Annotated in this window: 15 protein-coding genes; 6 read left to right on the top strand and 9 right to left on the bottom strand. The window is 60.7% G+C overall.

The annotated features are described in order from the left end of the window. Positions 1-88: 88 nt before the first annotated feature. The 3 genes from ampC to PMI34_RS04795 form a co-directional block, all read right to left on the bottom strand. Positions 89-1198 carry a class C beta-lactamase gene (gene ampC / locus PMI34_RS04785; RefSeq protein ID WP_443216134.1) on the bottom strand — a complete coding sequence of 370 codons (1110 nt, stop codon included), beginning with the start codon at positions 1196-1198 and terminating at the stop codon, positions 89-91. 160 nt (positions 1199-1358) lie between these two features. Beyond that, on the bottom strand, positions 1359-2702 hold the full coding sequence (gudD, locus tag PMI34_RS04790) for a glucarate dehydratase (protein WP_008053006.1): 1344 nt from the start codon (positions 2700-2702) through the stop codon (positions 1359-1361). Between the two features lie 12 nt (positions 2703-2714). Continuing rightward, positions 2715-4061, bottom strand: coding sequence for an MFS transporter (locus PMI34_RS04795; RefSeq protein ID WP_008053005.1), 1347 nt, complete (start codon positions 4059-4061; stop codon positions 2715-2717). Positions 4062-4340: 279 nt separating this feature from the next. On the opposite strand from PMI34_RS04795, the gene PMI34_RS04800 reads away from it, so the two are divergent. Beyond that, on the top strand, positions 4341-5051 hold the full coding sequence (locus tag PMI34_RS04800; RefSeq protein ID WP_008053004.1) for a FadR/GntR family transcriptional regulator: 711 nt from the start codon (positions 4341-4343) through the stop codon (positions 5049-5051). A gap of 146 nt (positions 5052-5197) precedes the next feature. Here PMI34_RS04800 and PMI34_RS04805 read toward each other — a convergent pair whose 3' ends face one another. Then, positions 5198-6109 carry a DMT family transporter gene (locus tag PMI34_RS04805; RefSeq protein ID WP_008053003.1) on the bottom strand — a complete coding sequence of 304 codons (912 nt, stop codon included), beginning with the start codon at positions 6107-6109 and terminating at the stop codon, positions 5198-5200. A 96-nt stretch (positions 6110-6205) separates the two neighbouring features. Here PMI34_RS04805 and PMI34_RS04810 point away from each other — a divergent pair, with 96 nt between their 5' ends. After that, positions 6206-7069, top strand: a complete 864-nt coding sequence (locus PMI34_RS04810; RefSeq protein WP_008053002.1) for a LysR substrate-binding domain-containing protein — start codon at positions 6206-6208, stop codon at positions 7067-7069. Positions 7070-7202: 133 nt separating this feature from the next. On the opposite strand, the gene trhP is transcribed toward PMI34_RS04810, so the two are convergent. Then, positions 7203-8528 (bottom strand): prephenate-dependent tRNA uridine(34) hydroxylase TrhP, encoded by a 1326-nt coding sequence (gene trhP, locus PMI34_RS04815; RefSeq protein ID WP_008053001.1) that lies wholly within the window; start codon positions 8526-8528, stop codon positions 7203-7205. 162 nt (positions 8529-8690) lie between these two features. Between trhP and PMI34_RS04820 the strand changes: the two genes are divergently transcribed. Next, positions 8691-9752 carry an AI-2E family transporter gene (locus PMI34_RS04820; RefSeq protein WP_008052999.1) on the top strand — a complete coding sequence of 354 codons (1062 nt, stop codon included), beginning with the start codon at positions 8691-8693 and terminating at the stop codon, positions 9750-9752. Here the strand turns inward: PMI34_RS04820 and PMI34_RS04825 are convergent. The 3 genes from PMI34_RS04825 to PMI34_RS04835 all read right to left on the bottom strand — a co-directional run bounded on the left by PMI34_RS04825 (position 9749) and on the right by PMI34_RS04835 (position 10878). Further along, positions 9749-9940 (bottom strand): hypothetical protein, encoded by a 192-nt coding sequence (locus PMI34_RS04825; RefSeq protein WP_008052998.1) that lies wholly within the window; start codon positions 9938-9940, stop codon positions 9749-9751. The genes PMI34_RS04820 and PMI34_RS04825 overlap by 4 nt on opposite strands. A 115-nt stretch (positions 9941-10055) precedes the next feature. Beyond that, entirely contained in the window at positions 10056-10250 is a 195-nt protein-coding gene (locus PMI34_RS04830) for a hypothetical protein (protein ID WP_008052996.1), read from the bottom strand. A 235-nt stretch (positions 10251-10485) separates the two neighbouring features. After that, complete coding sequence (locus PMI34_RS04835) at positions 10486-10878, bottom strand: hypothetical protein (RefSeq protein ID WP_008052995.1); 393 nt, start codon at positions 10876-10878, stop codon at positions 10486-10488. 246 nt (positions 10879-11124) lie between these two features. Between PMI34_RS04835 and PMI34_RS04840 the strand changes: the two genes are divergently transcribed. Then, on the top strand, positions 11125-11943 hold the full coding sequence (locus PMI34_RS04840; RefSeq protein ID WP_008052994.1) for a shikimate 5-dehydrogenase: 819 nt from the start codon (positions 11125-11127) through the stop codon (positions 11941-11943). Between the two features lie 9 nt (positions 11944-11952). Continuing rightward, complete coding sequence (locus PMI34_RS04845) at positions 11953-12471, top strand: cupin domain-containing protein (protein ID WP_008052993.1); 519 nt, start codon at positions 11953-11955, stop codon at positions 12469-12471. 130 nt (positions 12472-12601) lie between these two features. Here the strand turns inward: PMI34_RS04845 and PMI34_RS04850 are convergent, their stop codons facing one another. Further along, complete coding sequence (locus PMI34_RS04850; protein ID WP_008052992.1) at positions 12602-13246, bottom strand: YceH family protein; 645 nt, start codon at positions 13244-13246, stop codon at positions 12602-12604. A gap of 304 nt (positions 13247-13550) precedes the next feature. Between PMI34_RS04850 and PMI34_RS04855 the strand changes: the two genes are divergently transcribed. After that, on the top strand, positions 13551-14119 hold a 569-nt coding region (locus tag PMI34_RS04855; protein ID WP_008052986.1), incomplete at its 3' end, for a glycosyltransferase family 2 protein.

Raw genomic sequence — 14119 nt, 5'->3', positions numbered from 1 at the left:
CAGCCGAACGCAGCCTCGCGGGCTCGGCAGCTGCTACAGATCATTAACCTCTAGAGGTCGCCCTTATCCATGGAATAGGCGACAAGGCTTATTGAGTCATTGCGCTCAAAATCCGATGAGCAATCCTGACCCGCTCCGCATTGGGATAATTCTTGTTGGCCAGCATCACAATGCCGATGTCCTTCGATGGCACGTACGCCACATAAGCCCCAAAACCACCGGTTGAACCTGTCTTGTTGATCAGCACGTTCTCTGGCTGCGCTTGAGGCGGGTTCAGCCACCGGACTTCATGGGCTTGCATGGCCATTGGCGTGGAGTTGCCGTCCAGCAAGCGATCCAGTGTGATCGGGTAGCGATACATCTCCCAGCCCAGGCCCTGGGTCATGTCGCCAACGGTGTAGTAGGCGCTATGAGTCAAGGCGATGGCTTGCTGCAACGGCTTTTCCAGGGGTGCCGGCTTCATGTTTACGCCGACGTAGGCCAGCAAGTCAGAGGCGCTGGTCTTCACCCCGTACGCCTCGGAATCCAGTGCCCCCGGAGTGACCCGTACCGGTTTGTCGTCCTTGTTGTAGCCCTGGGCGTACAGCGCCATCTGGTCCTGCGGCACATGCACATAGGTGTGCTTGAGGCCCAGTTTCGGCAACAGGGTTTTCTCCATCAGCTCGTCAAATGGCTGGCCCATGCTTTGGGCGGCGAGGTAGCCGAACAGGCCGAGGCTGGGGTTCGAATACAGTCGGTGGCTGCCGGGGGCGTAGAGCGGTTTCCATTGTTTGTAGTAGCCGAGCATCTTGTCGGCCGAATCATATTCAGCGGGGAATTGCAGCGGCAGGCCGCCGGCGCTGTAGGTGCCCAGTTGCAGCACGCTGATGTGGTCGAATGGGCTGCCGCGCAAGGCCGGCAGGATCTGGCTGGCCTTGTCCGACAGTGACAATTTGCCGGTGGCCTGGGCGTAGGCGGCGAGGGTGGCGGTGAAGGTTTTGCTGACGGAGCCGATCTCGAACAGGGTGTCTTGGGTGACGGGGGTTCCGGTTTCTTTCGAGGCGACACCATAGTTGAAGTAATGCGCCTGGCCGTTGACGGTGACTGCCACGGCCATCCCATGGATACCCTCGGCTTGCATCACCGGTTGTACAGCGGCGTTCACCACTGCCTCGATTTGATCCTGTGCCACGCACTGGCCCGCGGCGAATATCGCCATGCAAGCGGCGATGGTTTTCAGCCTGTCCATGTTGGTTTCATCCGTCGTTGATTCAGTTGCGCGTCATTTTAGGGCGTGAAGCGCCATGCTCCGAGCGCTTTTTAAAATAGGCGGCCAACAGGCGGCCACGCGCAACCGTTGATTCAACGCACTTGCCGATTCAACGCACCAGGCACGGACGCTTGTTATCGAACTTCCAGCCCGGAATCAAAAACTGCATCGCCACGCTGTCATCCCGAGCCCCCAGGCCCATGCCTTTGTACAGTTCGTGAGCTTTGGCGACCTGATCCATGTCCAGCTCCACCCCTAGCCCCGGTTTCTGCGGTACCTGCACGCAGCCTTCGACGATTTGCAGTGGGGCCTTGGTCAGGCGCTGGCCGTCCTGCCAGATCCAGTGGGTGTCGATGGCGGTGATCTCGCCCGGCGCGGCTGCCGCGACATGGGTGAACATCGCCAAGGAGATGTCGAAGTGGTTGTTGGAGTGCGAACCCCAGGTCAGGCCCCATTCGTGGCACATCTGCGCCACGCGCACCGAGCCCTGCATGGTCCAGAAGTGCGGGTCGGCCAGGGGAATGTCGACCGACTGCAACTGGATCGCGTGGCCCATCTCCCGCCAGTCGGTGGCGATCATGTTGGTCGCGGTCTTCAGGCCCGTGGCGCGACGGAACTCGGCCATGACTTCGCGTCCCGAGTAACCGTTTTGCGCCCCGCACGGGTCTTCGGCATAGGCCAGCACGTGGTGCTGATCGCGGCACAGGCGGATGGCTTCTTTCAGTGACCAGGCGCCATTCGGGTCGAGGGTGATGCGCGCATCGGGGAAACGTTCGGCCAGGGCCGTGACCGCTTCGATTTCGGCGTCGCCGCTGAGCACGCCGCCCTTGAGCTTGAAGTCCTTGAAGCCATAACGCGCGTGGGCCGCCTCGGCCAGGCGCACCACCGAATCGGCGGTCATGGCTTTCTCGTGTCGCACGCGGAACCAGTCGTTGTCGGCGTCCGGTTCGCTGCGGTAGGCGAGGTCGGTTTCGTTGCGATCACCGACATAAAACAGATAACCGAGCATCTTCACTTCATCGCGCTGCTGGCCTTCGCCGAGCAGGGCGGCCACCGGCACGTCCAGGTGCTGGCCGAGCAAGTCGAGCAATGCGGCTTCCAGGCCGGTGACGGCGTGAATGGTGATGCGCAGGTCGAAGGTCTGCAAACCGCGACCACCGGCGTCGCGGTCGGCGAAGGTCTGGCGCACTTGATTGAGTATTTTCTGCCAAGTGCCGATCGGGCTACCAACCACCAGGCTGCGTGCGTCCTCGAGGGTCTGGCGAATGCGCTCGCCCCCCGGCACTTCGCCGACGCCTGTGCGACCGGCGTTGTCCTTTAGGATCACGATGTTGCGGGTGAAAAACGGGCCGTGGGCGCCGCTCAGGTTGAGCAGCATGCCATCATGACCGGCAACCGGAACCACTTGCATGCTGGTGATGACCGGGGCTTTTGCGGTGTCTTGTGCAGTCATTTTTTTATCCTTTCAGGCGTGACGTGGCGCAGCTTTGGCCGATTCGACGGCAGGCGCGGATTTGGGTTTGTTGCGGGCGGCAAACACGATGATGGCGGCGATGATCGAGGTCGCGGCCAGGCCGTACAGCCCGCCCTGAATGGAGCCGGTGCGTTCTTCCAGCAGGCCGAATGTGGTCGGCGCAACGAAGCCGCCGAGGTTGCCCACCGAGTTGATCAGCGCGATGACACCCGCAGCGATGCGCGCATCCAGGTAGGCCTGGGGAATTGGCCAGAACAGCGACGAGGCCGATTTGAAGCCCAGTGCTGCAAAGCAGATGGCGACAAAGGCGAACACCGGCCCGCCGGTGGTGGACATGAACATCCCGGCCGCGGCGATCAACAGGGCAGTGGCGACCCAGGCTTGCTGGTGTTTCCATTTGGCCGACAGGGAAGCGAAGGCGTACATGCCGACAATCGACAGCAGCCACGGAATCGAGTTGAACATTCCGACCTGGAAGTCGCTGAGGTCGCCCATCTTCTTGATGATGCTCGGCAGCCAGAAGGTCGCGGCATAGATGGTCAGCTGGATGAAGAAGTAGATCAGGCAGAACAGGATGATCTGGCGGTCCTTGAGCAATTTGCCCAGCGACGGTTTGATCGGTGTGGCGGCTTCGCGGGCCAGTTGTTCGTCGTCGATGGCCTTGACCAGCGCGTCCTGCTCCTCGCGGCTCAGCCATTTGGCGTCGTGGGGTTTGGAATCGAGCCAGAACCAGACAAAAACACACAGACCCACCGAGAACATGCCTTCGATGAAGTACATCCATTGCCAGCCATGCATCCCGAATCCACTGATTTGCAGCAGCAAACCGGACAGTGGACCGGAGATCAGCGAGGCAATCGCCGAGCCACTGAGGAAAATGGCAATCGCCTTGCCGCGCTCCACTCCAGGCAACCAGCGGGTGAAGTAGTAGATCACCCCGGGAAAGAAACCGGCTTCGGCCACGCCCAGCAGAAATCGAAGGATGTAGAAGTGGGTTTCGTTCTGGATGAATGCCATGCCTGCGGCGACCAGGCCCCAGGTCAGCATGATCCGTGTCAGCCAGATCCGCGCGCCGACTTTTTGCAGGAGGATGTTGGAGGGCACTTCGAACAGCGCATAACCGATGAAGAACAGCCCGGCACCGAGGCCATAGGCGGCAGCGCCAATGCCCAGGTCATGTTCCATGTGGGCGCGGACGAAGCCGATGTTCACGCGATCTATGTAATTGACGATGAACATGATGACGAACAGCGGCAAGACGTGACGTTTGACTTTGGCGATGGCGGACTTCAGCGCTGAATTGGCGTCGTCGTGCATCCCGGAGATGGATGTATTCACTGCGTTTTCTCCCACTCGTTATTTTTATGCGGGGTAAGGCTGGGTGCTGCGTTGTTGATAGACATCATACAACTACATTTTTTGATCTTGCAACCGCATTTGTCCAATGAAATGGCGCGGTATTAGAGGTTTTTTATTCTGTTGGTGGTGTCGGGTGGCCTTTAAAGCGAATCAATATGGCTGATTGTTGAGTGTTGTCATACAAGTTGAGCGAGATTTTTCAGGATTCCCGTCCGGCGCAGTGCTACGATTCGATAGCCCTGATTTCCGGACACCTTCATGCAAGAAGACCTCGAAGCACCCACCCGCAAGCGCAGCCACAACCTGGCCCATGACCTGGTGGAGAAACTGACCCAGCGCATCCTGCTCGGCCAGATGTTGCCCGGCGACAAGCTGCCGTCGGAAAACACCATCGTTCAGGAACACGGGGTCAGTCGCACGGTGGTGCGTGAGGCGATCTCGAAGTTGCAGGCCTCGGGGCTGGTGGAAACCCGGCATGGCATCGGCACGTTCGTGATCGAGCGCGCACCGGAGCAGGGGTTACAGCTCAATGTCGATACCGCACTGGGGGTGCGCAGCATTCTGGAGTTGCGCATGGGCCTGGAAACCCAGGCGGCGGCGCTGGCGGCAACGCGCCGCACCGATCTGCAACTGGCGCGGATGCGTGAAGCGCTGGACGACTATCAAAGCCTGCTGGCCAACAACGACAGCTGTGTCGAAGCGGACCGGCGTTTTCACCTGCTGATCGCCGAAGCCACCGGCAACCTGTGCTTCACCGAGATCATGCAGCACCTGGGCAGTGCCATGATCCCGCGCACCCGGGTCAATGCCGCCGAGCGTGGCGCGGTGGACTTGAGCAAGCTCGGCGAGCTGGCCAACCTCGAGCATGAGGCGATTCTCAATGCCATCAGGCGCCAGGACCCGGACGCGGCGCGGGCGGCGATGTGGCTGCACCTGAGCAACAGTCGTGACCGGTTTTCGCCCAGCTGATAGTCAGTGACACCGAGTCATCGTTCTTCGCGAGCAAGCCCGCTCCCACAGGGTTTCATTTTTGCCACAGCATTTGAGCACGACTCAAAACCTGTGGGAGCGGGCTTGCCCGCGAAGGCGCCAGTCAAGACAGCAAAAAACATGGATCAGGCCCGGGCAGCCTGAACAACCACAGCCCGCCGCTCCAGATTCAACGCCAGCACACTCGCCAACACCACCAGCCCGCCGACCACGATCATCAACGTCGGTCGCTCGCCAAGCGTATAGGACGCAATGACCATCGCCGTGGGCGGCGTCAAATACAGCGTCATCGTCGCCCGGCTCAAATCGACATGCGCCAGCACATAGGCCCAGGCCAGGTACGCCAGGGCGCTGGGGAATATTCCCAGGGCAATCACCGCAAACTGCACGCGCATCGGCGCCAGGGCGACTTGATCCACAAGGCCGGGCAGAAAAATCAACAGCAGCACCGTCCCGGACCACACCGTGTAACACACTAGCGTCAACCCGTCGTAACGCCCGGTGTGGTGCTTTTGCAGGGCAAAGTAGAGGCTCCAGGACACCGCCGCCAGCAGGATCAGCAAGCCGTGGGCGTCAATGCTGCCCAGGCCATGATCGCCCGCCACCACAATCACCACGCCAAACAATCCGAGCAGCACACACCCCCAGCGCCACAGGCTCACCTGATCCTTGAACACGAAGCGCGCGATCAGCGTGCTGAACAGCGGCGTGGTCTGGGCCAGGACGCTCGAAGCGCCAGCGCTGACGCCTTGCTGCCCGAAGTTGATCGCCACGTGGTGCAGGCTCACGGCAAAGAAACCCAGGCCGAACATCAGTGGCAGATCGCGCAGGCTCGGCAGGCGAATGCCCTTGAACATCGCGACCACGGCCATGAACACGGAAGCCAGCAAGAAACGCAGGAGCGCCAGGTGCACCGGGTCATAGGCCAGCAAGCCGATATGGATGCCGGTCGGGGAGTAGCCCCAGCAAGCCACGACAAACGTCATGGCCAGGATGATTTTCCAGGGTGAAACGGGGGAGGGTGTGAGCGGCGTCATGGTCGTGCACCTGTGGGTGGATGCACCGAGTATCAGAAAGCGGATCGTTCGCCACAACTGACTTATACTGCGCTAACCGTTCACTGTGGGTGATGTATGGAGCTGGCACAGATTCGCATGTTCAAGACCGTCGCCGACGTCGGCAGCATCGCCCGCGCAGCCGAGCTGTTGCATTGCGTGCCGTCGAACATCACGGCACGGATCAAGGCCCTGGAGGCCGAACTGGGTGTCGCGCTGTTTCTGCGCGAAGGCCGAGGGCTGCGCATCAGCCCGTCGGGGCAAACGTTCCTGGCCTACGCCTCTAAAATTCTCGCCCTCACCGCCGAGGCCAAGCGCGCGGTCGACCCTTCGGCCGAGCCCTCCGGCCCCTTGCGCATCGGGGCCATCGAGTCGTCGGCCACCGGGCGTTTGCCGCGTCTGCTGGCGAAATTCCACAAGCGTTTCCCGCAGGTAGCACTGGAGCTGACCACCGGCTCCTGGGGCCAGTTGCTCGATGACACGCTCAATCACAAACTCGACGGCGCCATCGTCGCGGTGGATGTCGAGCGTTCGCACCTCAAGCGCACGCCGATGTACCGCGAAGAGCTGCTGCTGATCGCCTCGACCTCCCTGGGGCCGCTGCGGGACGTCAGTGATTTGCAGGACCAGACCGTGTTCATGTGGCCCCAGGGCTGTCCGTATCGGGCGGCGCTGGAGCATTGGCTGTTGCGACAGGGGCAGGCGCTGCCGATTGTCAGCCTGGCCAGTTATGGCGCGATTGTCGGTTGCGTCAGCGCCGGTGCCGGCGTGGCGCTGGTGCCCAAAGGCGTGTTCGATCAATACGCCAAAGGCGCGGGGTGCGCGGGGTTTGAGTTCCCCGAACTGACCGCCGTCGACAACCTGTTTTACTGGCACGAAAACGCCGGGGTGCACCCGGCGCGTGAGGCGTTCGTGGCGATGTTGCGCGAGGAATTTGCCTGACGCAGTACCTGTGGGAGAGCCTGTGGGAGCGAGCTTGCTCGCGATGACGGAGTGTCAGTCGCTAACAATATTGACTGATACACCGCTATCGCGAGCAAGCTCGCTCCCACAGGGTTTTGTGTGTATTTGAAGGTCAGTTCACACCTACGTCCCGCATCAGCAAACCAAACTCCAGATCCACTGCATCCGGTATCGGCAAATACACCGTATGCCCATCCCCCGGTGCAACTTCGATCGCTTCACCCTTGGCGTTTTGCAATTGATGCAGATCGAAGTGGAAGTTGCCCTTGGGCGTCATCAGCTCCATGTGATCGCCCAGGCCGAAGCGGTTCTTCACCTTGACCTCGGCCAGGCGATCGCGGCGCTGGCCGGTCAACTCACCGACAAACTGCTGGCGCTCCGACACCGAGCTGCCGTTCTGGTAGTTCTGGTATTCGTCATGCACATGCCGGCGCAGAAAACCTTCGGTGTAGCCGCGCTGGGCGAGGGACTCCAGGTCGGTCATCAGGTCACGGTCGAAGGCCCGGCCCGCTACCGCGTCGTCGATGGCCCGGCGATAAACCTGGGTGGTGCGCGCGCAGTAAAAATGGGATTTGGTCCGGCCTTCGATTTTCAGCGAGTGCATGCCCATGTGCGTCAGGCGTTCGACGTGCTGCACGGCGCGCAGGTCCTTGGCGTTCATGATGTAGGTGCCGTGTTCGTCTTCGAAGGCCGGCATCTGTTCGCCGGGACGATTGGCTTCCTGCAACAGGAACACCTGTTCGGTAGGCGCGCCGATGCCCAGGGTGGGTTCCGGTTGATACTGTTGCACGATCTCGCCGAGCTGGTTTTCCGTGGCCGGTTGCGCTGAATATTTCCAGCGACAGGCATTGGTGCAACTGCCCTGATTGGCGTCGCGCTTGTTCATGTAGCCCGACAGCAGGCAGCGCCCGGAATAGGCCATGCACAACGCGCCGTGCACGAACACCTCCAGTTCCATGGCCGGCACTTGCTCGCGGATCTCGGCGATTTCTTCCAGGGATAGCTCCCGGGACAGGATGATCCGGCTCAAGCCTTGCTGCTGCCAGAACTCGACGCTCGCCCAGTTCACCGTATTGGCCTGCACCGAAAGGTGAATCGGCATCTGCGGGTAGTGCCGGCGCACCAGCATGATCAGGCCGGGGTCGGACATGATCAGTGCATCCGGGGCCATGGCGATCACCGGTTCAAGGTCCTTGAGGAAGGTCTTGAGCTTGGCGTTGTGCGGCGCGATGTTCACCACCACGTAAAAGCGCTTGCCCCGGGCCTGTGCCTCGCGAATGCCGAGGGCCAGGTTGGCGTGGTCGAATTCGTTGTTGCGCACCCGCAGGCTGTAGCGCGGCTGGCCGGCGTACACCGCATCGGCGCCGTAGGCGAAGGCGTAACGCATGTTTTTCAGGGTGCCGGCGGGGGCAAGCAGTTCGGGAGCAATCAGGTTCATGGCGGGTCGATCGCAAAAGCCGCGCAGGGTAAACGACTTGGCCCGAGGGTTTGTTGATCTGGATCTATGCTTTGTTCACGAACGGAGGGCACTCGCGCTGGCCGTGGCGACCTAAGCATCAGGACGTACCTTTGCGTCCGGGCAGACTGGCATGGATCCTACATGAACGACGAAACCCTGAAAGACAGATCGCTGACCGTCCTGCTGGCCCTGGTGAGCATCGCCTTCGTCTGGATTCTGCTGCCGTTCTACGGCGCCGTGTTCTGGGCGGTGATCCTCGGGATCCTCTTTGCTCCCCTGCAACGGCGACTGCAACTGAAGTTCGGCTGGGAGCGCAACCTCACGTCGCTGCTCACATTGAGCATCTGCCTGTTGAGTGCGATCCTGCCTGTGATAGTCCTCGGCGTCTTCCTGGTCCAGGAGGGAACCGCGCTCTACAAGAACATCGAAAGCGGCGAACTGGACATCGCCGGGTATGTGGCGCAGTTCAAGCACAGCCTGCCGTCATATTTCCAGCATTTGCTCGACCGCTTCGGCATCGGGGAGCTCAATGGGCTGAGGGAGAAAATCATCAAGAGCGCGATGACCGGCAACGAGTTCTTCGCCACTCAGGTCTTCAGTTTCGGCCAGGGCACGTTCGAGTTCATCGTCAGCTTTTTCATCATGCTGTACCTGCTGTTTTTCTTCCTGCGCGACGGTGCGGAACTGGCGCGCAAGGTGCGCCTGGCGGTGCCATTGCAGGAACAGCAGAAACGCCGTTTGCAGCTCAAGTTCAATCGTGTGGTGCGGGCCACGGTGAAGGGCAACCTGCTGGTGGCGATCACGCAAGGCGCGCTGGGCGGTCTGGTCTTCTGGTTTCTGGACATTCCCAGCGTATTGCTCTGGGCGGTGTTGATGGCGTTTCTGTCGCTGCTGCCGGCGGTGGGGGCGGGAATCGTCTGGGTGCCGGTGGCGGTGTTCTTCCTGCTCACCGGGGCGATCTGGCAGGGCGTGGTGCTGGGATTGTTCGGGGTCTTCGTGATCGGGCTGGTGGACAACCTGCTCCGGCCGTTACTGGTGGGCAAGGACACCAAAATGCCGGACTACATGATCCTGATCTCGACCCTCGGCGGCCTGGCGATTTTCGGACTGAACGGCTTTGTCATCGGCCCGTTGATCGCGGCCCTGTTCATGTCGAGCTGGGCCATTTTCGTTGAAACCAAACCGCGGGTGCAGCTGCCTTAGGCGCTGAGCCTGCCGGACTGGCCAGTGCCGATGCGTTGCGACAGTTCCTGGGCGGCGGGTAGCGACGTGAGCGGGCCGCTGATCTGCACCCCGTCCTGCACCAGGTACCAGCAGGCGAGCATGCCCAGTTCCCTGAGCTGTGCGGGGACGGCGCTGCCGATAACGGACATGATCTGAACCTTGGACATGACAAGTACCTCCATCAATCTGTGGAGCTACTTTAAGGTCCGGGTGCCTTGAGGAGTAATCAACGCTTTCGATAGTGGTCATTGATGCCAGAGGGGGTAAACGACCGTTGGCAGGTCAGCTGACCACCTGATCGAGCATATGAACCACTTCCTGCTCGTTGAGCAGGCCCTTGCGCACCAGGCTTTGCGTCAACAGCGAGAGAAACTTGGCGCTGCGATGACCTTCCAGGTGCTTGAGTTCGGTCAGTGCGTTGTACACCTTGCTGGAGGTGCACAGACCGACGATGCGGTGCGGGTTTTGCGTTGGCATGTGGTCGTCCTTGTTGTTATCAATCTGTTTTAGACGGACAGCCCCGAGCTTGAGGAACTGTCATGACAAAAATATGACCGTTTTTTGCCACGCGGCAGAAATCGGCTCGAGTCCATCTTGCCCGTTTCTGCCACGGGCACTGTCCCGATAGCGACCTTGGCGAGATTTATCCAGACCTGCACCGACAATCGGGCATAAAAAAGCCCCGCTGTTTCAGCGGGGCTGGATGAGTTCGTTACCAGTGACCTCGGCCGTAGTAGCCCCGTGGCGGGCCGTAATAACCACGGGCCGGGCCGTAGTAACCACGGGCCGGGCCGTAGTAACCACGGGGTGGGCCGTAGTAAACCGGGGCCGGGCGGTAGTAGATCGGTTGTTGCACGTAGACCGGGGCCGGCTGGTAGTAAACCGGAGGCGGTGGTGCGTAATAAACCGGCGCGGGCTGGTAGTAGACCGGTTGCGGTGCGACATAAACCGGGCGGTTGGCGTTGATCAGAGCCGAGCCGACGATGGCAGTACCGACGATCGCTCCGAATACCGCCGCGTCATTACCACCACCATGGGCTTGCGCCTGTCCTGCGATAGCGAGGGCGCCGATCAGCAAGGCTACTGTGGGGACTTTACGGATCATGATAGTTCCTCGGTTCTTCGCCCCGGCGCTTGTGTCTGCAATAGACCCAAGGATTGTCGCGGGGATACTTCTAAGACAGCGTTTTTCTGAAAAACAGCACGGCCGCGAGGTAAATTTTGTGTAAGGTCTGTACCGACTTTCCTACCGACCCATGTAAGGCCGCGTTAACACACTTACATGATCGATCAGAACCCGATGGAGGGCTAATCCCGTCCATCCGAAAAGTGCATTTGAAGGAGCTTCCCCATGCAGATGAACCCCAACAAAGACACCCAGCTGTGCATGTCCCTTTCAGGACGCCCCGGGAACTTTGGTCTGCGTTTTCACAATCATCTGTATGAACAGCTGGGCCTGAATTTCTACTACAAGGCCTTTGCCAGCCAGGACCTGCCGGGTTCCGTTGCCGGCATTCGCGCCCTGCGGATTCGTGGCTGTGGCGTGTCGATGCCGTTCAAGGAAGCCTGCATTGCCCTGGTGGATGAACTCGACGCGTCTGCAGCAGCCATTCAATCGATCAACACCATCGTCAACACCGACGGTCATCTCAAGGCCTACAACACTGACTACATCGCCGTTGCCCAGTTGCTGGAAAAACACCAGGTGCCCAAGGACTCGACCTTTGCCTTGCGCGGCAGCGGCGGCATGGCCAAGGCCGTGGCGAGCGCCTTGCGTGATGGCGGCTATGAAAACGGCCTGATCGTGGCCCGCAACGAGCGTGCCGGGCAGGCGCTGGCGCAGTCGTTGGGGTATGAGTGGCAGGCCGAGTTGGGGAATCGTCGCCCGCAAATGCTGGTCAACGTCACCCCGATCGGCATGACGGGGGGACCGGAGGCCGAGCAACTGGCCTTTGAGCCTGAGGTGATCGAAAAAGCGGACACTGTCTTCGATGTGGTGGCGATTCCCTCGGAAACCCCGCTGATCGTGCGTGCTCGTGCCGAAGGCAAGCGGGTCATCACCGGGCTGGAAGTGATCGCGATCCAGGCGCTGGAGCAATTCGTGCTCTATACCGGCGTGCGGCCAACGGATGAGCAATTCCAGAAGGCCGTGGCGTTTGCCCGCAGCTAGGAGGTGTCCATGCATCCCCCCATTCTCAACCTGAATTCAGTCGAACTTGAACCGCTGCCCGAAGCGTTTGCGCCGAGCGGTGAAACCGCCGGTCGCTATCAACAGCGCCTGGCCCGTGTCGGTCAGCAACTGGGGGCGCAAAAGCTGGGTTATCGCCTGTATGTGCTGGAGCCAGGCATGCGCGGCAGCCCGTTTCACAGTCATCGGGTCAATGAGGAAATGTTCTACGTCGTGGCCGGGGAGGGGGAGGTCCGCCTGGGGACCGAACGTTTTCCGATCCGCGCCGGTGATGTGATCGCCTGTCCACCGGGTGGGCCTGAAAAGGCGCATCAGATCATCAATACCAGTAACGGTGAGTTGCGGTACCTGGCCGTCAGCACCCAGCAATCGCCGGAAATCTGTGAGTACCCGGATTCCGGCAAATACGCCGTGATGGATGACTTCAAGGTGGATGCCGAGGGTAATGCTTCGGGTTTTGTTGCAGTGGCCCGGCAAGCGGACGGGGTGGATTACTGGGACGGCGAATAGGCGCAAACACCGCGAACCCCCTGTGGGAGCGGGCTTGCTCGCGAAGGCGATGGTCGACTCAGCATTGATGTGACTGACAGATCGCATTCGCGAGCAAGCCCGCTCCCACATTGGGATCTCTGTAGCCTGATTATTCGAGCCGAGCCAGCCTTTCTTCCAGCGCTGCAATCCGCGCTTCCAGTTCTTCAATGCGTTCAACCGAAACCCCGCTGCTGCCCCGTTCGGCCGGGTTTTGCCGTGCTGCCATGATCGCTTCGATATCCGCCGGGTCGCCCAGGGCGTGGGTGTAACGGTCTTCGCGCTGGCCGGCCTGGCGCGGAATCAGTACGGCCAGGCCCCGGGCAATCAGGCGTTCGAGTTGATGCACCACCTGTTCGGCATCTTCGAACTCATGCATGCGCCCGCTGCGGGTCAGCAGTTCATTGACGGTCTGCGGGCCGCGCAGAAACATCAGCCCGCTCAGGATGACCTGCGCCGGCACCAGTTCCAGGGCCTTGTCGACCTTGTGCTCCCAGCGGTCGGCGCGGCTGCCCATCACCAGTCTGGTGAAGCCGCGTCCTTCGAGGGCGCGCAGGCTCTGGCCGACCTGGCCCGGTGTCAGGTTCATCACCGGCTCGCGGCTGGTTTTCTGGTTGCAGGCAATCACCAGGGCATTGAGGGTCAGGGGATAGGTTTCCGGGCTGGTGGCCTGCTTCTCGATCAACGAGCCCAGAATGCGGATTTCCGTACTGTTGAGTCGTGGCTCATCGAAAGTCGTCTCTTGCTCAGTGCTCATGGTTCTGCGTCCTTACCCGATTCATGTTTTTCACTCGCGTGGGTGCACTTTAGATGGGCAGGCGCCAATGGCAACCGAATTCGTTGTGTCATCAGGGGAATGATGACAAAAAGTGTATGAAATATTGACGTCATTTTTACAAATGGCCGGGCACCGTATGCGGGGTCGCGCGAGTGCGTCCACGGGACGGAGCACTGCTGGCGTCATCGCCCTGATATAGCTCAGTTCTGCATCGAGTCGGCCGGTGTACGACACCTTGATTCGCCACTGATAAAAGAAATCCAATAAAGGCGAGAGTGACTCCATGAGCCAAGAGATTTTTGTATCCGTACTGATTCCCGCTAAGAACGAAGCGAACAACCTCAAGCCACTGCTTGAGGAAATCCGCGTGGCACTGGCCGATGAGGCTTACGAAATCATCGTGGTCGACGACGGCAGCACCGATTCGACCCTGCAGGAACTGCGGCAGACTCGCCAAAACGGCTTGAACACCCTGCGCATCCTGCATCACGAGCGGTCGCTGGGGCAGAGCACCTCGCTGTACCACGCGGCCCGTGAGGCCCGCGGTATGTGGCTGGCGACCCTCGATGGCGACGGCCAGAACGACCCGGCGGACATCCCCGGCATGCTCGCGCTGGTGCGCGGCGAACCGGGAAAAGTCGATGTGCAGCTGGTGGCCGGGCACCGGGTCAATCGCCGTGACACCGCGAGCAAACGCTACGCCTCGCGGTTCGCCAACAACCTGCGCCGCCGCCTGCTCAAGGACGCCACCCCGGACACCGGTTGCGGCCTGAAGCTGATCGAGCGCGCGGCGTTCTTGCGCCTGCCGTACTTCGACCACATGCATCGCTACATTCCGGCGCTGATCCAGCG

Origin of the sequence: Pseudomonas sp. GM74 (assembly GCF_000282455.1) — a bacterium.
GTDB lineage: Bacteria > Pseudomonadota > Gammaproteobacteria > Pseudomonadales > Pseudomonadaceae > Aquipseudomonas.
Note: the sequence above shows the minus strand (reverse complement) of the source record. Positions and strands in the feature narration are given on the sequence as shown.